This window comes from Rathayibacter sp. PhB127, from assembly GCF_003751665.1.
Classification (GTDB): Bacteria; Actinomycetota; Actinomycetes; order Actinomycetales; family Microbacteriaceae; genus Rathayibacter; species Rathayibacter festucae.
In genome coordinates, this window is record NZ_RKHW01000002.1 from 275,553 (window position 1) to 293,029 (window position 17,477).

The following is a 17,477-nucleotide window of genomic DNA, read 5'->3' on the forward strand; positions in this document are numbered from 1 at the left end:
TAAGGCGGTGGAAGCTGCTGTGGTGCGCGGGTCGCGACGGGTGCCCCACGGGCGCGCCAAGCCGCGCCGATCGGGGTGCCTCGACGCTATCCTCGGGAGATTTCTCCGGTGTGTCCGCAGATTTCGCGGGTATTAAGGGTCTCACGGATCCGACAACGATCCGACCGCTCCGCCCGTCCCTCCCGGCGGATCGACTGAGGCCCCTCTCAGCTCAGCCGAGCGGCTTGACGGCGAGATCCGCGGCCACTGCGGCGTCGCGGGGCACGAGTGCGAACCGCGTGAATCCGGCGGCGGCGGCCCGGTCGAGCAGCGGCGTGAGGTTCTTCGCGCGGCGCTCGAGGCGCACGCGGGAGCCGCCGGCGATCAGCTCCTGCTTGAGCGCGAGCAGCACCTCCGGGGCCGCGTCGCGCTCGTGCACGAGGACGACCGCGTCCGGCCGCTCGTCCAGCGGCACGTCGATCAGCTCGACGATCCGCTCGAAGCCGATGGAGAAGCCGCAGGCCGGCACGTCCTGCCCGAGGAAGCGCCCGATCATGCCGTCGTAGCGGCCGCCGCCGCCGACGGACGAGCCGGAGGAGGGGTGCGCGATCTCGAAGATGGTGCCGGTGTAGTAGCCCATCCCGCGCACGAGCGTGGGGTCGAAGCGGAGCGAGACGCCGGTCGGCAGCGAGCGCAGCGACCGGGCGAGCGTCTCGAGCGCGAGCACCGCCTCCGGGTCGATGCCCTCGGGCAGCACGCCGAGGATCGCGGACTGCTCGAGCGCCACTCCCCCGGCGGCGACGGCCGCCTCGATGCGGGCGAGGTAGCCGCCGAGCACGGCCGCGGCGTCCGGTCCGTCGGCCTCGAGCTCGGCGACGACTCCGCTCGCGCCGATCTTGTCGAGCTTGTCGATCGAGATCAGGGCGGGGCCGAAGCGCTCGGGAGCGAAGCCGCAGTGCTCGAGGATGCCGGTGAGGATCCGGCGGTCGTTGATCCGGATCGTGCAGTCGCGCAGGCCCAGGGTGTCGAGGGCGGCGGCGGTGGCGGTGATCAGCTCGACCTCGGCCAGCTGCCCGGGCTCGCCGATGATGTCGATGTCGCACTGGACGAACTGGCGGTAGCGGCCCTTCTGCGGGCGCTCCGCGCGCCAGACCGGCGCGATCTGGACCGAGCGGAAGACGGTCGGCAGCTCGGCGCGGTGGCTGGCGTAGAAGCGGGCGAGCGGGACGGTGAGGTCGAAGCGGAGGCCGAGGTCGGCGAGGCCCGAGGCGTCGTCCGCCGCGGCTGCCGCGGCGAGGTCGTCGTGCGAGAGCCCGCGGCGCAGCACGCTGAAGGCGAGCTTCTCGTTGTCGCCGCCGAGGCCGGAGTGCAGGCGCTCGAAGTCCTCGACGACCGGGGTCTCGATCTCGTCGAAGCCGTGCGCCGCGTAGACCCGGCGGATCACTCCGAGCGCGTGCTCGCGCTTCGCCTTGTCGGCCGGGAGGAAGTCGCGCATGCCGCGGGGCGGGGTGATCGCAGAAGCCATGCGGCGATTCTCCCAGACCGTCGACCGGTGTTCTCCGGCCCTCCGCGCCGCGGGCGTCCGGCCGGTCGGGGGTGTCGGCTAGGCTCGCGGCGCTCGCGCGGTCAGGGGGATCGCCGCGGACCGACGAGGGGGACTCGATGGACACGCACGCTGATGCCGGCATCGTCGCGGAGGGGGTGTCGCGGGCGTTCGGGCCGGTGCACGCCGTGCGCGACGCCAGCTTCGAGGCCCGGCCCGGTGAGGTCACCGCGCTGATCGGGCCCAACGGCGCGGGCAAGACGACGCTGATGCTGCTGCTCGCGACGCTGCTGCGCCCCGACGCCGGGCGGCTCCGGGTCGCCGGTCACGACCCTGTGGAGGAGCCCGCCGCTGTGCGGGCCGCGCTCGGCTGGATGCCCGACGTCCTCGGCTCGTGGGCGAGCCTGACCTGCCGGGAGACCCTCCGGACGACCGGGCAGCTGTACGGGCTGCCGCGCCCGGACGCCGAGGCCCGGGCGGACGAGCTGCTCGGGCTCGTGGATCTGGTCGAGTTCGGCGACCGGCCGACCCGGGTGCTCTCGCGCGGCCAGAAGCAGCGGCTCAGCCTCGCCCGGGCGCTCGTGCACGACCCGTCGGTGCTGGTGCTCGACGAGCCTGCCTCGGGGCTCGATCCCGGGGCGCGGATCGCGCTGCGCGACCTCGTGCTTCGGCTCGCCGGCGAGGGGCGCACGGTGCTGGTCTCGAGCCACGTGCTCTCCGAGCTCGACGAGATGGCGACCGCGGCGGTCTACCTCGACGGCGGCGTGACGGCCTCGCAGGAGGCGGTCGCGCGCGCGTCGCGGGCGCTGCGCGCCTGGCGGATCGACGCGGTGCGGCCGCGCGGAGCGGAGCTCGCCGAGGTCGTCGAGCGGCTGACGGGCGTGCCGGTCCGAGTGGAGCGCGATGCAGCGCTCGTGCCGGTCGTCAACGATGCGGCGGCGGCCGAGCTGCTCTCGCGGCTGGTGTCGGCCGGGGTCGCGGTCAGCCGCTTCGCGCCGGCGGTGGGCGAGCTGGAGCACACCTTCTCGGATCTGACCCGCTCGGCCGGGGAGCCGGGGAGTGCCGCGCGGCCGGGGAGTGCCGCGGAACCGCGCACCGAGAACGAGGAGGACGCCCGATGAGCACCGAGACCACCGCCCGGCCGCTGCCGTTCCTGCAGGGCGTCGGCATCGTCCTCCGCCTCGAGCTCGCGCAGCGGGTGCGCGGGACCTCGTCCTTCGTCCTGCTCGGGCTGTTCTTCCTGCTGGTCGGCGCGGTCACCGGACTGCTGGTCGTCGCGACCGGCGTCTTCTCGGGCAGCGGCGCCGTCGTGGGCGGCTTCCTCTACTCGACCCTCGTCTACTTCGTGCTGCTGCTGGGCAGCCTGGTGACGCCCGCGCTCTCCGGCACGGCCGTGAACGGCGACCGCGACGCGGGGACCCTCGCGACGACGCAGGTCACCCTCGTGACCACGGCGCAGCTCGTGCTCGGCAAGTTCGTCTCGGCCTGGCTGGTGGCGCTGGCGTTCCTCGCGAGCACCGTGCCGTTCCTGCTCGTCGCCGTCGGGGTCGGCGGGGTGTCGCTCGCCTCCGCGTCGGTCTCGGTGCTCGTGCTCGCGGTGCAGCTGGGCGTCGTCGCGGCGATCGGAGTGGGTCTCAGCGGGATCCTCGACCGGCCGCTGATGTCGGTCGTCACCACCTACCTGCTGGTCGCGGCGATGAGCGTCGGGTCGCTGATCGCGTTCGGGCTGCTGACGGCCGTCACGACCACGGAGCAGCAGACCGTCTTCGTCGACGACGAGCAGGGGATCTGCGGACCGGACTACGAGACGCAGGTGGCGCGGGCCGACTACTACTGGGGGCTGCTCGCGCTGAACCCGTTCGTGGTGCTGGCCGACGCCGTCCCGCCGCAGCTCGACGAGTACGGCTCGCCGGAGGACCTGTTCACCGGGCTCTCGCTGCTGGTGCGGCAGGCGCAGATCGCGCCGGAGCCGGTCGTCGAGCTCTCCTGCTCCGGCTACACCGGCTCGACGCGGCCGAACACTCCGGAGGAGGTCTTCGACTCGACCGTCCCGTCCTGGTTCGTCGGTCTGACGCTGCAGCTGGTGCTGGCGGTCGGCCTGCTGCTCGGCGCGATCCGCCGCACGGCGACGCCGGCGGCCCGCCTGCCCCGCGGGCGCCGCGTGGCCTGACGGTCGGCCTTCCTGCTGATCGAGCAGCCCGCGCAGCGGGCGTATCGAGATCCACCGTTCTGGAGACGTGGGGTCTCGATACGCCGCTCCGCGGCTACTCGACCACCATGAATCTCGCCGCACTGCGCAGAGCCCGCCACCTCTGCTGATCGAGTAGCCCGCGGAGCGGGCGTATCGAGATCCCCGTGATCAGCACTCGAGGCGACAGCTACCCCTCGCGGCGCTCCTGCTCCACCGCGCGGATCTCGTCCTGCAGGTCGCGGGTCGCCGTGCGCAGCGCCCGCTCCGCGTCGAGCCCCTGCGCCCGCGCCAAGGCGACGATCGCGAGCAGCAGCGGGCCGAGGTCCTCCTCCGACTCGATCGGCAGCGGCCCCTCCCCCGCGTCGACGATGCCGAGCGTCGTCGCCTTGCCGATCACCTTGTCCGCCAGCGCCAGCGCGGGCATGCCCTGCGGGATCCCGTCGAGGACGCTGGTGCGGTGCGGCTTCTCGGTCTTCTTCAGCTCGTCCCAGACGGCGATGACGTCGTCGGCGGTCTCCGCGGTCGCGTCGCCGAAGACGTGCGGGTGGCGGCCGATCATTTTGGCGTTCATGTGCGCCGCGACGTCCTCGATGGTGAACGGCTCCGGTCCGTCGGCGGCGAGGTCGGAGTGGAACAGCACCTGGTAGAGCACGTCGCCGAGCTCCTCGATCAGGTCGGCCCGGTCGCCGGCCTCGATCGCGTCGACCAGCTCGTGCGACTCCTCGATCAGGTAGCGCACGAGCGACTCGTGGGTCTGCTCGGCGTCCCACGGGCAGCCGCCCGGGGCGCGGAGGACGTGGACGGTGCGGATGAGCTCGTCGAGCCGGGGATGCGCGGTCACCCGGCCATCCTCGCATCCGCGTGCGCGGGCGGAGGCAGGAAGGTTCAGGCGCGAGCGAGACGCCGACGGGCGATCAGGAGGCAGCCGGCCGCGACGACCGGGACCGCCGCGAGCAGACCCGGGGCCGACGCGACTCCCACCGCAGCGACGCCCGTCACCAGCACGCCGGCGAGGTTCCACAGCAGTACCGCGGCGCCTGCCCCGTCCCCGATCGGGAGCGGGATCGGCCCGAGCAGCGAGGGCGGGAGCGGGCCGCGGGCCGCGTCCATCGCCCGGGCCGCCACCGCGACCACCGCCACGGCGACGGCGGGCCATGCGGGCCCGGCGGCGAGAGCGCAGGCCGCGACGACGATCCCCACGGCGAGCAGCAGCGGCAGGATCCCGTGCAGCAGCAGCAGCTCGAACGGCGCGGGCGCGAGCAGCGCCGGCTGGCCCGCGGTCACTGCGGCGTGGCGCAGGCCGTCGCTCCAGACCCCGGCGCCGCAGTAGGCGAGGACGCCGGCCAGCGCGGCGGGGAGAGCGAGGAGCGAGGGCGGCGCGACGACCGCGACGGCGAGGGCCAGCCCCGCGGCGGCCAGCGCGGCGACTCCGGCGACGGAGCGGCCGGGTGTGCGCAGCGCGCCGATCGCGTCGCGGAGCGGCACGGCGAGGGCGAACGGGGCGACGCGGACGGCGTCGACGCGGCGGAAGCGGCCGGGCCGGGCGCGGTAGCCCTCGAGCGCGTCGGCGACCTCGCCGATCGCTCCCCTGCTCCGGGCCGAGCGCCACTGCCGCGACTGGGTCACGACGACTGCGCCGCGGGCCGCATCGAGCAGGCGCGGGACGGCCGCGAGTGCCAGCACGGCGAGGGTCGGCAGCGCGGCGGCGGTCGGCAGCGAGGCGGAGGTCGTCAGCGGGTCGGCGAGGAGCGCCCCGGGCCCGGCCGGAAGCAGCGCCACGACGAGCAGCGCCCCGGTGAGCAGCGCCGCTCCCCGCCCCGGGAGGCATTGGCCGGCGAGCCAGGCGACGGCGAGGAACACCCCGAACGACGCTCCGGCGGAGACGGCGACGAGCGGCGCCCCTCCCGCCGCGAGCGCGACGAGCAGTGCGGTCACGGCGCTCGCGAGCACCGTGGCCGCTCCCGCGATCAGAACGGGCCGGCGCAGCACGAGGCGGCGCGGCAGATCGGTGGCGAGCAGCACGGCGGAGGTGTGCGGCTCGCCGACAGCGGGACCGCGGACCCGGCCGAGCAGCACGGCCGCGGGCAGGAGCAGCGCGGCGGCGATCCCGACGACGGACGCCGGATCGAGGGTCGCGAGGGCGGGATCGGGCTCCGCGGCGAGGAGGACCGCGGCGCGGAGCACGGGCAGAACGACGACGAGCAGGATCATCGTCGCGAGGTAGCCGGTGTAGGCGCCGCCGCGGTGCTCGGCTGCCGCGCGGTCGCGGTGCAGGGCGTGGACGGCACGGAGTCGGTCGACGTCGCGGCGGTCGAACCCGGCGCGCCCGGCCGTCATCGGCCGCCCAGCTCGACGACGCGGGTGGCCAGCGCGGCCGTCAGCACCGGGCTGTGCGTCGCGATCAGCACCGCGCGACCGCGAGCGGCCTCGCGGAGGACCTCGATCACGAGGGGCACGCGGTCGACGTCGAGGCGCTGCTCCGGCTCGTCCAGCAGCAGCACCTCGCCGGGCCGCGCGAGGACGAGCGCCAGGGAGAGGAGCTGGGTCTGCCCGGAGGAGAGCTCGTGCGGGAAGCGGCGCGCGAGGGCGCCGAGTCCGAGGTCGTGCAGACCGGCGAGGGCGGTCCTGCGAGAGTCGGCGAGCGTCGCTCCCCAGGAGAGGGCGACCATCGCGAGATGCTCCTCGAGGGTGAGGTCGCGCTCGAAGGGCGGCGTGCCGACGAGGGCGGCCACGCGGCGGCGGTGCTCGCGGTCGCGCTCCGCCACGGCGCGCCCGGCGACCTCGACGGTGCCGGCGGTCGGCGGAGTGAGGCCGGCGATCAGGCGCAGCAGTGTCGTCTTGCCGCTGCCGTTCGGACCGGTGACCGCCACGATCTCCCCGGGCTCGACCTCGAGCGAGAGCGGCGCGAGCAGCTCCGTCTCCCCCGCGCCGACGGCCGCGTCGCGCAGGCGGACCATCGGCGCGGGGCCCGGCTCGGACGCGGAACGGCGGCGGGGAGCGAGCAACGGCATGACCTCATCCTCTCAGCGGGTGCGCGAGCTACGGCGGTGGTGCGCGGTCTCGGCCGGTCGGGCGGGCGTCGTCGCGGGCCGCACATCCGCCGGTCATCGGCGCGTAACACGCGCCGACTACGGTGACCGCGGGGCGCGACCGCGGCCCGGAACAGGAACGCCACCGTGACCCTCACTCCTCCCGCCACCGGCACCGCCCTCGATCGCGGAGCGCCGCCGAGCGCCGAGCTGCACATCCACATCGAGGGCACGATCGAGCCCGAGCACATCGTCGAGATGGCGCGCCGCAACGGCATCGCGCTGCCGACCGAGGATCTCGACGCCCTGCGCGCGCGCTACGCCTTCGAGGACCTCGCGTCCTTCCTGGAGCTGCACTACTCGAACCTCACGGTCCTGAAGACGGAGCGCGACTTCTTCGAGCTGGCCACCGGGTACCTCGACCGCGCGAAGCTCGCCAACGTCCGCCGCGCGGAGATCTTCTTCGATCCGCAGACGCACCTCGGCAACGGCGTGCCGCTCGACGTCGTGATGGCCGGGCTCACCCGTGCGCTCGGGCGGAGCGAGGAGACGCACGGCATCTCGACCGACCTGATCATGTGCTTCCTGCGCGACCTCGGCGCCGACGCGGCGGACGAGATGCTGACCGCGATCCTCCCCTACCGCGACCACATCATCGGGGTCGGCCTCGACTCGAACGAGGTCGGCTTCGGGCCGGAGCTCTTCATCGACGTCTACGCGCGGGCTGCGGCGGAGGGCCTGCACCTGGTCGCGCACGCGGGCGAGGAGGGCGGCCCGGAGACGGTCGCCGAGACGCTCGAGCTGCTGAAGGTGGAGCGGATCGACCACGGCATCCGCGCGATGGAGGATCCGGCCGTCGTGGCGATGCTCCGCGTGCAGGGCGTGCCGATCACTGTCTGCCCGCTGTCGAACGTGGCACTGCGCGCCGTCGACACGATGAAGGACCACCCGCTGCCGGCGATGCTTCACGCCGGGCTGATCGTCACGGTCTCCAGCGACGACCCGCCGTACTTCGGCGGCTACGTCGATGCGAACTACCGCGCGCTGGTCGAGGAGCTCGGGATGGACGACGCCCAGCTGGAGCGCCTCGCGCTCAACTCCTTCGACGCCGCCTTCATCTCCGCCGAGGACCGCACCCGCTGGCAGGCCGAGGTCCGCGCCCACTTCGCGTCCTGATCCCCGCCGCGAGATGCCACTTGTGCACGCCTTTCACGGCGTGTCGCGTGCACAAGTGGCATCTCGCGGGGAGGGCTAGCCCTCGGGGTGCGGGGCGAGGTCGGGGGTCGCGCGATCGAGGTCGGCGGCCTCCTCCTCGGGGCGGGGGGCGATCGTCTCGTCCTCCTCGAGCTCGGGGATGCTCGGCTCGTCGGGGCCGGGGATGCGCGGCGGGGCGGAGTGCTCGTCGGAGGCGGTCATGATCATCCTTCGTTCGGGGGTCGATGTCGTCGGTGTCGGTGTCGTCGGGCGGCGACCGGAACAGTGGCGCCGCCGATTCAGAGGGCGCCGGAGGGTCAGCTCGCGACGGCGGCGGGCTCGGGGAAGAGCGCGTCGAGCAGGTTCGCGACCCAGTCGATCAGCGCGCGGTCGCCGAGCGGGACGCCGTCGAGCACCGGCATCGGCACGACCACGGCGTTCGCCTGCTGCAGGTACTTCGCGGTCGGGTACATCCGGCGCAGGCGCACCTGGATCGAGTCGGCGAGATGCGCCGGCGCGACGCGGACGTTCGAGCCCATCGCGACCACGTCGCTGAGGCCGGCGCGCTGGGCGCGCATCCGCAGCCGCGAGACCAGGACGAGGTTCTCCACCGCCTCGGGCAGCTCGCCGTAGCGGTCGGTCAGCTCCTCGACGACGAGGTCGACGCTGCCCTCCTTCGCGGTCGGCGAGGTCGCCGCGGACAGCTTCTGGTACGCCTCCAGGCGCAGACGCTCGCTGTCGACGTACTCCTCCGGGATCCGCGCGTCGACCGGCAGCTCGAGTCGCAGCTCGGTCTGGCCCTCCGCGACCTCGCCGCGGAAGCCGTCGACGGCCTCGCCGATCATCCGCAGGTACAGATCGAAGCCGACGCCCTGGATGTGGCCGGACTGCTCGCCGCCGAGCAGGTTGCCCGCGCCGCGGATCTCGAGGTCCTTCAGCGCGATCTGCATGCCGCCGCCGAGGTCGGAGTTCGCGGCGAGGGTCTGCAGGCGGTCGTGCGCGGTCTCCGACAGCGGCTTCATCTCGTCGTAGAGGAGGTAGGCGTAGGCGCGCTCGCGGCCACGGCCGACGCGACCGCGCAGCTGGTGCAGCTGCGAGAGGCCGTACTTGTCGGCGCGGTCCACGATCAGCGTATTCGCGTTCGGGATGTCCAGGCCGGTCTCGACGATGGTCGTCGAGACGAGCACGTCGAACTTGCGCTCCCAGAAGTCGACGATGATCCGCTCGAGCTGCGACTCGCTGAGCTTGCCGTGCGCGACGGCGATGCGCGCCTCCGGCACCAGCTCGGCGAGCTGCGCGGCGACCCGGTTGATCGTTGAGACGCGGTTGTGCACGAAGAACACCTGGCCCTCGCGCAGCAGCTCGCGCCGGATCGCGGCCGACACCTGCTTCTCGGAATACGGGCCGACGAAGGTGAGGATCGGGTGGCGTTCCTCCGGCGGCGTCGCGAGCGTGGACATCTCGCGGATGCCGGTGACCGCCATCTCGAGCGTGCGCGGGATGGGCGTCGCGCTCATCGAGAGGATGTCGACGTTCTTCTTCAGCGCCTTCAGCTTCTCCTTGTGCTCGACGCCGAAGCGCTGCTCCTCGTCGATCACGAGGAGGCCGAGGTCCTTGAAGACGATGTTGTCGCTGAGGAGGCGGTGGGTCGCGATGACCATGTCGACGGTGCCGTCGGCGAGGCCCTCGATCGTCTCCTTCGACTCCTTGGCGCTCTGGAAGCGGCTGAGCGCGCGCAGGTGCACCGGGAAGCCGGCGAAGCGCTCCTGGAACGTCTCGAGGTGCTGGCGCACGAGCAGCGTCGTCGGGACGAGCATCGCGACCTGCTTGCCGTCCTGGATCGCCTTGAACGCGGCGCGCACGGCGACCTCGGTCTTGCCGAAGCCGACGTCGCCGGAGAGCAGGCGGTCCATCGGGATCGGCCGCTCCATGTCGGCCTTGACCTCGTCGATGACGGTCAGCTGGTCGGGCGTCTCCGCGAACGGGAACGCCTCCTCCAGCTCGCGCTGCCACGGGGTGTCCGGCGGGAACGAGTGCCCGCGCGAGGCCATCCGGGCGGAGTACAGCTTGACCAGCTCGACCGCGATGTCGCGGACCGCGCGGCGCGCCTTGCTCTTGGCCTGCGCCCAGTCGCTGCCGCCCATCTTGCTCAGCGCGGGCGCCTCGCCGCCGACGTAGCGGGAGAGGAGGTCGAGCTGGTCGGTCGGGACCAGCAGCTTGTCGCCCGGGAAGCCGCGCTTGCTGGGCGCGTACTCGAGGACGAGGTACTCGCGCCGGGTCTTCACGGCGTTGCGCCCGCCGCTGGAGACCTCGCGCTGCGAGAGCTCGACGAAGCGGCCGATGCCGTGGGTGGCGTGCACGACGAAGTCGCCGGGGCTGAGCTGCAGCGGGTCGACGACGTTCTTGCGGCGCGAGGCGAGCTTCTTCACGGCGCGCGAGTCGTAGCCGACGGTGCGGCCGTAGAACTCGGTGTCGGTGAGCAGGGCGACCTTCGCGCCGTCGACCTCGAAGCCGTGGTCGACGTTGGCCTGGAGCACGTAGGCGAGACCGGGCTCGAGCTCGGCCGGCAGGTCGGGGACGATGCGCGCGGCGACCTCGTGCTCGGCGAGCACCTGGTCGGTGCGCTCGACCGTGCCGGTGCCGGGGGCGGTCAGCACCACGCTCCAGCCGTCCGCAAGGCGGGCGCGCACGTGCGCGAGCGCGCCCTCGACCGCGCCGCCGAAGCCGGGCACGGGCTCGCCGTCGACACGGACGGCGAGGATCTCGTCGATCCCGAGGTCCTCCGGCAGCACCTCGGCCTCGCCGGCGGCGGGACCCTGGCGGAAGGTGCTCATCGTCCACCACGGGTGGTCGGCGGTCTCGGCGCCGGGGGCGCTGAACTTCACGGCGTCGCGGAGGGCGCCGAGCGAGATGAACTCGCCGGACGCGAGGTCGATCGGGGCCTCGGCGCCGGCGGTCGCGGCGCTCCACGCGGCCTGGAGGAACTCGCGGTTCGTCTCCGCGAGGCTGATCGCGCGCGTGGCGACCCGCTCCGGAGCGAGCACGGCCACCGCGGCGCCGGCCGGGAGGTAGTGCGAGATCGGGACGAGGCGCTCCAGCAGCGCGGGGGCGAGCGACTCCATCCCCTCGACCGGGATACCCTCGGCGATCTTCGCGAGCATCGCGGAGAGGCTCGGGAACTCGTGCAGCATCTCGCGCGCGCGCTGGCGGACGGCCGGCACGAGCAGCAGCTCGCGGCTCGGCGGCAGCACGACGGAGTCGGCCTCCCCCGGCAGCGAGCGCTGGTCGGCGACGGAGAAGCCGCGGATGGAGTCGACCTCGTCGCCGAAGAAGTCGATGCGGCTGGGGTGCTCGGCCACGGCGGGGAACACGTCGAGGATGCCGCCGCGGACCGCGAACTCGCCGCGCCGGGTGACCATGTCGACGCGCGAGTAGGCGAGGTCGACCAGCTCGGACGAGATCCGGCCGAGGTCGTAGCCGCGGCCGCCCTTGACCAGGCGGATCGGCGCGATGTCGGCGAGGTTGTCGGCGACCGGCTGCAGCGCGGCGCGCACCGAGGCGACGACGACGAGCGGCTTCTCGCCGGTCCAGGTCTTCATCCGGCGCAGAGCGTCGAGGCGGCGGCCCACGATCTCGGCGCTCGGGCTGAGGCGCTCGTGCGGCAGCGTCTCCCAGGCCGGGAACTCGACGACCTCGGCGTCCGGCAGCACGCAGCTGAGCGACGCGCGGATGTTCTCGGAGTCGCGGCCGGTCGCGGTGACGACGAGCGCGGCCTGCGCACGGTCGGCCTCGGCGCGGCGCTCCAGGAGGCCCGCCAGCAGGGGGACGCGGAGGCCGTCGGCCACGGAGAAATCGGCGTCGCGGATCGCGAACGCGAGAGCGTCGTCGAACGTGGAGGCGCGCGAGAGCGCCGAGATGATCCGGTTGAGAGGCACCGACCGAGTTTACTGCCGACGTCCGACACCGTGCGGTGTCGGACGTCGGTCCGCGCCGGTCCCTGCCCGGCGCGGCGCGGTCGGCTTCGCGATGGGGTGCGTACCGCAGCGCGTCCTACGTTCGGCTGCTCGAAATCGCTTGGCACGCGATTTCGAGAGCGCCTCGAGAGTGGTCGGCTGGTCTGCCGGGTGGTGGTGCTCGATCCGTCAGGGGTGGTTGTCCGGGAGCGGTTGAGGGGACCGTTTCTGACGGATCGATCCGGCGTTCGTGAGAGAGGCCCCGTTGATTCGTCGGGGATGGTCGCTGGGGAGGAGTTGGGACAACCGGGTGTGACGGGTCGGCGGGGCGGTCAGGTGGAGGGGAAGAGGGGGCGGGTGCGGTGGGCGGCGGTGTGGAAGGGGGACGCGGGGAGGGTGGTGACTGTCTCGGGGACGGCGCGGGCGGGCCACTCGACGGCGACGCGGAGGGTGGGGAGGGGCGGGAGGGGCCAGAGCCAGAAGTCGCGGGACCAGGTGTCGCGGTTCACGTCGGGGCGGCCGTCGCCCTCGAGGACGGGGCCGTCGACGTGCGCCTCGAACACGTCGGCTGTCGAGGCCCACGGGGACTCGTCCTGGGTGGTGACGGTGCGGCCGTCGGCGAAGGAGACGCCCCAGCGCAGACCGTCGGGGGCGAAGCGCTCGTCAAGCTGCCCGCGGCCGTGCGCGCGCTCGAGGTACTCGAAGACGCGCCGGCGGGCGCGGCGGCCGGGGTCGGCGATCCGGACGCTCAAGCGCAGCAGGACGCCCTCGTCGTAGCAGCGGGCGAGATCGAGCGAGACGACGGTCGTGGCGGAGCGGCCGAGCTCGTGCTCCAGGAGCACCGTCCCCGGGATGCGGTGCCAGGGCGGGCCGGTCCAGGCGGGCAGCTCGAACGGCGGGAGGAGGTCGTCCTCGTCGTAGGCGCGCGGCTCGACCTCGCGGAAGAACGACTCGCTCACGGCTGCTCCTTCGCGTCGGTCGGCCCACGGTAGCGCGGGTGCGGCCGCCGCGCTGCGGACGGCAGGTCTCGATACGCCCCTGCGGGGCTACTCGACCAGCATGGTGGACGGGGGACATCGCCGGCCGCCGGGCGCCCACTGCATGCTGATCGAGTAGCCCGCGGAGCGGGCGTATCGAGATCCACCACCGTCAGAACGCGAGTCTGCAGACCCGACCTGCTGGTGGTGGTGGGTCTCGATGCGCCCCTTCGGGGCTACTCGACCAGCATGGGGGGGGGACATCGCCGTCTGCCGGGCGCCCACTGCATGCTGATCGAGTAGGGCGCGCAGCGGCCGTATCGAGATCCGCGGTGCTGAGGACGGCGGGTCTCGATACGCCCCTCCGGGGCTATTCGACCGGCATGAGCCGCGCAGCGCCCCGTATCGGGATCCGCGCAGGGCGCGCTACGAGGTCGTGTGGACCTTCAGCTGGGCGGCCTGGAGGCCGGCGTCGGCGATCAGCTCGACGGCGTCGGCGGCGTCGGCGATCAGGATCGGCAGGTTCTCGCGCTCGGGGCCGGCGAAGTCCTTGAGGACGAAGTCGGCGGCGGGCTGGCGGCCGGGCGGGCGGCCGATGCCGACGCGCACGCGGAGGAAGTCGGCGCCGTCGGTCGCGGCGAGGATGTCGCGGATGCCGTTGTGGCCGCCGTGGCCGCCGCCGTTCTTCAGGCGCAGGGTGTCGAAGGGGATGTCGAGCTCGTCGTGCACGACGATCAGGCGCTCGGGGGCGAGGGAGTAGAAGTCGAGCAGCTGCGCGGTCGGGCCGCCCGAGAGGTTCATGAAGCTGTTCGGCTTGCCGAGGATCAGCTTCGGCCCGCCGGGGCGGAGGAAGCCCTCGGCGACCACGGCGTTCGCTCGGTTGTGCCGGCGGAAGGAGCCGCCGATCCGGGTCGCGAGTTCGTCGAGCACCATCTGCCCCACGTTGTGCCGGTTGCGCGCGTACTGCGCGCCCGGGTTGCCCAGTCCGACGACCAGCCAGGTCTCGCCCATCTCGTTCCCTCTTCTCGATGCGCTCAGCAGCGACGTCTTCCGCGGGGCGCAGCCCCCCGGACGCGGAACGGGCCCGCTCGCGATCGCGGCGGGCCCGTCCGTGCGGGTGGTGCTCCGACTACTCGGCGGCCTCGGTGGGCTCGGCCGGCGTGGTGGGCTCGCCCTCCTCGCCCAGGTCCTGCTCGACCTCCTCGGTGACGTTCACGATGAGCGCCTCGGGGTCGGTGAGCAGCGTCGCGCCCTCGGGGAGGGTGACGTCGGCAGCGGTGATCTGCGTGCCGGCCTCGAGGCCCTCGACCGAGACGACGACGTTCTGCGGGATCTTCGTGGCGTCGACCTCGAGCGAGAGCGTGTTCGCCTCGGTGGAGACGAGCGTGCCGGGAGCGGCCTCGCCCTCGACGTGCACGGGGATGTCGACCGAGACCTTCTCGCCGAGACGGATGACCGCGAGGTCGATGTGCTCGATGATCTGGCGGACCGGGTCGCGCTGGATGTCCTTGACCAGCGACGTCTGGGCGACGCCCTCGATGTCGAGCTCGAGGATCGCGTTCGCCTTGCGGGTCAGCAGGAGGATCTGGTGACCGGGGAGCGTGACGTGCACCGGGTCGGTGCCGTGGCCGTAGAGGACCGCGGGGATCTTGTTCTGGGCGCGGATCTTGCGGGCCGCTCCCTTGCCGAACGAGGTACGGACCTCGGCGACGACCTTGTTGGTGAGTTCTGCCATGGTGTTCTCCTGGACGGCGCCGTGCGCCGCCTGCTCGGGTCCCGGCCTGGGGCCGCGGACGGGGTTTCGACTCGAACGCGTGTCTGCGTGAGGAAAGGTCCGCGGCGCTCCTTCCGGAGCTCCACCTGGTTCCACCGCGTCGATCACGGATGCACGGGGCATCCCTCGCCGAAGTTCAGCTGCCCACCCTACCGGCCGCGCGGCCGAGCCGCCACCCGCGGGCGCCCCTACCGCGCCCCCAGCCGGGCTGGCTAGCGTGCGGGCATGACTTCTGACGACTTCGGCTCCTACGTCGAGAAGAACGGCTTCCACCGGGACACCAACTACATCCCGACTCGCATCACCGCGGACGGCCGCGACGGCTACCCGGTGGAGGCGGGCCGCTACCGGCTGGTCGTCTCGCGCGCCTGCCCGTGGGCGAACCGCGCCGTGATCGTCCGCCGCCTGCTCGGCCTCGAGGACGCGCTGTCGATGGGGATCTGCGGACCGACGCACGACAAGCGCAGCTGGACCTTCGATCTCGACCCGGGCGGCGTCGACCCGGTGCTCGGCATCCCGCGCCTGCAGGACGCGTTCCTCGCCCGCTTCCCCGACTACCCGCGCGGCATCACGGTGCCGGCGATCGTCGACATCCCCACCGGTCAGGTCGTCACCAACGACTACCCGGTGATGACGCTGGACTTCTCGCGGGAGTGGACGGAGTTCCACCGCGACGGGGCCCCGGACCTGTACCCGGAGAAGCACCGCGACGAGATCGACGAGGTCGCGGAGCTGGTCTTCCAGGACGTCAACAACGGCGTCTACAAGTGCGGCTTCGCGGGCTCGCAGAAGTCGTACGAGCGGGCGTACGACGCGCTCTGGGCCCGCCTCGACTGGCTGGAGGAGCGCCTGAGCACCCAGCGCTACCTCGTCGGCGACACGATCACCGAGGCCGATGTCCGCCTCTTCACGACGCTCGCCCGCTTCGACGCCGTCTACTACAGCCACTTCAAGGCCAACCGGAACCTGCTCTCGGCGATGCCCGCCCTCTGGGGCTACGCCCGCGACCTGTTCGCGACTCCGGGCTTCGGCGACACGATCGACTTCCAGCACATCAAGTCGCACTACTACGAGGTGCAGCGCGACATCAACCCGACCGGCGTCGTGCCGAAGGGCCCGGACCTCTCCGGCTGGCTCGTCCCCTCGCACCGCGAGGAGCTCGGCGGCCGCCCGTTCGGCGACGGCACCCCGCCCGGCCCGCCCATCCCCGGCGAGGTCGTCCCCGAGGGCCACGGCGCCTGAACCGGTGAACGGCCGTGCTCCGGAGGTTCGACCTCCGTGCACGCCGGGCCGGGCTCCGCGCAGGGGCCCGGCGCTAGCCTTGAAGCCGTCAACCCTGAACGTGTACGTCGAGGAGAACCGTGTCTGACCAGCCCACCGCCACAGCCAACATCGGAGTCGTCGGTCTGGCGGTGATGGGCTCGAACCTGGCCCGCAACCTCGCCAGCCGCGAGGGCAACACCGTCGCCGTCTACAACCGCTCGTACGGGCGCACCGAGACGCTGATCACCGAGCACCCCGAGGCCGGCTTCGTCGCCTCGGAGACCATCGAGGCCTTCGCCGCCTCGCTGAAGACCCCGCGCACCGCGATCATCATGGTCCAGGCCGGCCGCGGCACCGACGCCGTGATCGAGCAGCTGACCGCCGCGTTCGAGCCCGGCGACATCATCGTCGACGGCGGCAACGCACTGTTCACCGACACCATCCGTCGCGAGAAGGCCGTCCGCGAGACCGGCATCCACTTCGTCGGCACCGGCATCTCCGGCGGCGAGGAGGGCGCGCTCAAGGGCCCGTCGATCATGCCCGGCGGCTCGGTCGAGTCGTACAAGACGCTCGGCCCGATCCTCGCCTCGATCGCCGCGGTCGCCGAGGGCGAGCCCTGCGTCACCCACATCGGCACCGACGGCGCCGGCCACTTCGTGAAGATGATCCACAACGGCATCGAGTACGCCGACATGCAGCTCATCGCCGAGGCGTACGACCTGCTCCGCATCGTCGGCGGCCACGAGCCCGCCGCCATCGCCGACGTCTTCGACGCCTGGAACAAGGGCGACCTCGAGTCGTACCTCATCGAGATCACCGCCGAGGTGCTCCGCCAGGTCGACGCCGACACCGGCAAGCCGTTCCTCGACATCGTGCTCGACCAGGCCGGCTCCAAGGGCACCGGCGTCTGGACCGTGCAGAACGCGCTCGATCTGGGCGTGCCCGTCGGCGGCATCGCCGAGGCCGTCTTCGCCCGCGCCGTCTCCTCCAAGCCCGCGCAGCGCGCCGCCGTGCAGAAGCGCGTCACCTCGCGCCCGACGCCCGTCGCCCTCTACGACGGCTTCGAGGACGACGTCCGCGCCGCCCTCTACGCCTCGAAGGTCGTCGCCTACTCGCAGGGCTTCGACGCGATCATCGCCGGCGCGGAGAAGTACGGCTGGGAGATCGACAAGGGCGCCGTCGCGAAGCTCTGGCGCGCGGGCTGCATCATCCGCGCCCAGTTCCTCAACCGCATCGTCGACGCCTACGCCGAGAACGCGGAGATCACGACGCTGCTCGAGGACCCGTACTTCGCCGAGGCCGTCGCCAACGGCGAGGCCGCCTGGCGCCGCATCGTCTCCACCGCCGCACTCTCGGGCGTGCCGATCCCCGGCTTCGGCGCCGCGCTGTCGTACTACGACTCGCTCGCCTCCGAGCGCCTGCCCGCCGCCCTCGTGCAGGGCCAGCGCGACTTCTTCGGCGCGCACACCTACCAGCGCGTCGACAAGGACGGCACCTTCCACACGCTGTGGTCGGGCGACCGCACCGAGGTCGAGCAGGACCCGTCCACGCACTGACCCGCTGACGCGCCCACG

General features: G+C 72.9%; 14 protein-coding genes. 5 read left to right on the forward strand and 9 right to left on the reverse strand.

Going from position 1 to position 17,477, the window contains the following annotated elements; all coding sequences use genetic code 11:
• Window positions 1-211: 211 nt before the first annotated feature.
• Window positions 212-1,504, reverse strand: a complete 1,293-nt coding sequence (gene hisS, locus EDF22_RS11830) for a histidine--tRNA ligase (RefSeq protein WP_123705128.1) — start codon at window positions 1,502-1,504, stop codon at window positions 212-214.
• Between the two features lie 137 nt (window positions 1,505-1,641).
• Between hisS and EDF22_RS11835 the strand changes: the two genes are divergently transcribed.
• Together EDF22_RS11835 and EDF22_RS11840 are read left to right on the forward strand one after the other, a co-directional pair.
• On the forward strand, window positions 1,642-2,643 hold the full coding sequence (locus tag EDF22_RS11835; RefSeq protein ID WP_123705129.1) for an ABC transporter ATP-binding protein: 1,002 nt from the start codon (window positions 1,642-1,644) through the stop codon (window positions 2,641-2,643).
• Window positions 2,640-3,692 (forward strand): ABC transporter permease, encoded by a 1,053-nt coding sequence (locus EDF22_RS11840; protein ID WP_123705130.1) that lies wholly within the window; start codon window positions 2,640-2,642, stop codon window positions 3,690-3,692. The genes EDF22_RS11835 and EDF22_RS11840 overlap by 4 nt, the downstream gene beginning before the upstream one ends.
• A 208-nt stretch (window positions 3,693-3,900) precedes the next feature.
• Here the strand turns inward: EDF22_RS11840 and EDF22_RS11845 are convergent, their stop codons facing one another.
• Genes EDF22_RS11845 through EDF22_RS11850 form a run of 3 tightly spaced genes read right to left on the reverse strand, consistent with a single transcriptional unit; the run spans window position 3,901 to window position 6,724 of the window.
• A complete protein-coding gene (locus tag EDF22_RS11845; protein ID WP_260303433.1) occupies window positions 3,901-4,554 on the reverse strand; it encodes a MazG family protein in 654 nt (217 codons plus the stop codon).
• Window positions 4,555-4,598: 44 nt separating this feature from the next.
• Entirely contained in the window at window positions 4,599-6,050 is a 1,452-nt protein-coding gene (locus tag EDF22_RS21300) for a hypothetical protein (RefSeq protein WP_260303434.1), read from the reverse strand.
• Entirely contained in the window at window positions 6,047-6,724 is a 678-nt protein-coding gene (locus EDF22_RS11850; RefSeq protein WP_260303435.1) for an ABC transporter ATP-binding protein, read from the reverse strand. The genes EDF22_RS21300 and EDF22_RS11850 overlap by 4 nt, the downstream gene beginning before the upstream one ends.
• 165 nt (window positions 6,725-6,889) lie before the next feature.
• Between EDF22_RS11850 and EDF22_RS11855 the strand changes: the two genes are divergently transcribed.
• Window positions 6,890-7,918, forward strand: coding sequence for an adenosine deaminase (locus tag EDF22_RS11855; protein ID WP_123705133.1), 1,029 nt, complete (start codon window positions 6,890-6,892; stop codon window positions 7,916-7,918).
• 75 nt (window positions 7,919-7,993) lie between these two features.
• Here EDF22_RS11855 and EDF22_RS20830 read toward each other — a convergent pair whose 3' ends face one another.
• The 5 genes from EDF22_RS20830 to EDF22_RS11875 form a co-directional block, all read right to left on the reverse strand.
• Window positions 7,994-8,158, reverse strand: a complete 165-nt coding sequence (locus EDF22_RS20830) for a hypothetical protein (RefSeq protein ID WP_185038878.1) — start codon at window positions 8,156-8,158, stop codon at window positions 7,994-7,996.
• A gap of 95 nt (window positions 8,159-8,253) precedes the next feature.
• The gene (mfd, locus tag EDF22_RS11860; RefSeq protein WP_123705134.1) at window positions 8,254-11,871 is read right to left on the reverse strand and encodes a transcription-repair coupling factor; all 3,618 of its coding nucleotides are present in this window, start codon (window positions 11,869-11,871) and stop codon (window positions 8,254-8,256) included.
• A 350-nt stretch (window positions 11,872-12,221) separates the two neighbouring features.
• Window positions 12,222-12,848, reverse strand: coding sequence for a hypothetical protein (locus tag EDF22_RS11865; RefSeq protein ID WP_123705135.1), 627 nt, complete (start codon window positions 12,846-12,848; stop codon window positions 12,222-12,224).
• Window positions 12,849-13,292: 444 nt separating this feature from the next.
• Window positions 13,293-13,877, reverse strand: coding sequence for an aminoacyl-tRNA hydrolase (gene pth, locus EDF22_RS11870; RefSeq protein ID WP_123705136.1), 585 nt, complete (start codon window positions 13,875-13,877; stop codon window positions 13,293-13,295).
• Between the two features lie 118 nt (window positions 13,878-13,995).
• A complete protein-coding gene (locus EDF22_RS11875; RefSeq protein ID WP_123705137.1) occupies window positions 13,996-14,601 on the reverse strand; it encodes a 50S ribosomal protein L25/general stress protein Ctc in 606 nt (201 codons plus the stop codon).
• A 264-nt stretch (window positions 14,602-14,865) separates the two neighbouring features.
• On the opposite strand from EDF22_RS11875, the gene EDF22_RS11880 reads away from it, so the two are divergent.
• Window positions 14,866-15,882 (forward strand): glutathione S-transferase family protein, encoded by a 1,017-nt coding sequence (locus EDF22_RS11880; RefSeq protein WP_123705138.1) that lies wholly within the window; start codon window positions 14,866-14,868, stop codon window positions 15,880-15,882.
• Between the two features lie 119 nt (window positions 15,883-16,001).
• On the forward strand, window positions 16,002-17,459 hold the full coding sequence (gndA, locus tag EDF22_RS11885) for an NADP-dependent phosphogluconate dehydrogenase (protein WP_123705139.1): 1,458 nt from the start codon (window positions 16,002-16,004) through the stop codon (window positions 17,457-17,459).
• Window positions 17,460-17,477 lie beyond the last annotated feature (18 nt).

Bases quoted from the DNA above. Each gene is read 5' to 3' on its own strand.
- hisS (WP_123705128.1), bottom strand. From the start codon at position 1,504: ATGGCTTCTGCGATCACCCCGCCCCGCGGCATGCGCGACTTCCTCCCG.
- EDF22_RS11835 (WP_123705129.1), top strand. From the start codon at position 1,642: ATGGACACGCACGCTGATGCCGGCATCGTCGCGGAGGGGGTGTCGCGG.
- EDF22_RS11840 (WP_123705130.1), top strand. From the start codon at position 2,640: ATGAGCACCGAGACCACCGCCCGGCCGCTGCCGTTCCTGCAGGGCGTC.
- EDF22_RS21300 (WP_260303434.1), bottom strand. From the start codon at position 6,050: ATGACGGCCGGGCGCGCCGGGTTCGACCGCCGCGACGTCGACCGACTC.
- EDF22_RS11850 (WP_260303435.1), bottom strand. From the start codon at position 6,724: ATGCCGTTGCTCGCTCCCCGCCGCCGTTCCGCGTCCGAGCCGGGCCCC.
- EDF22_RS20830 (WP_185038878.1), bottom strand. From the start codon at position 8,158: ATGACCGCCTCCGACGAGCACTCCGCCCCGCCGCGCATCCCCGGCCCC.
- pth (WP_123705136.1), bottom strand. From the start codon at position 13,877: ATGGGCGAGACCTGGCTGGTCGTCGGACTGGGCAACCCGGGCGCGCAG.
- EDF22_RS11875 (WP_123705137.1), bottom strand. From the start codon at position 14,601: ATGGCAGAACTCACCAACAAGGTCGTCGCCGAGGTCCGTACCTCGTTC.
- EDF22_RS11880 (WP_123705138.1), top strand. From the start codon at position 14,866: ATGACTTCTGACGACTTCGGCTCCTACGTCGAGAAGAACGGCTTCCAC.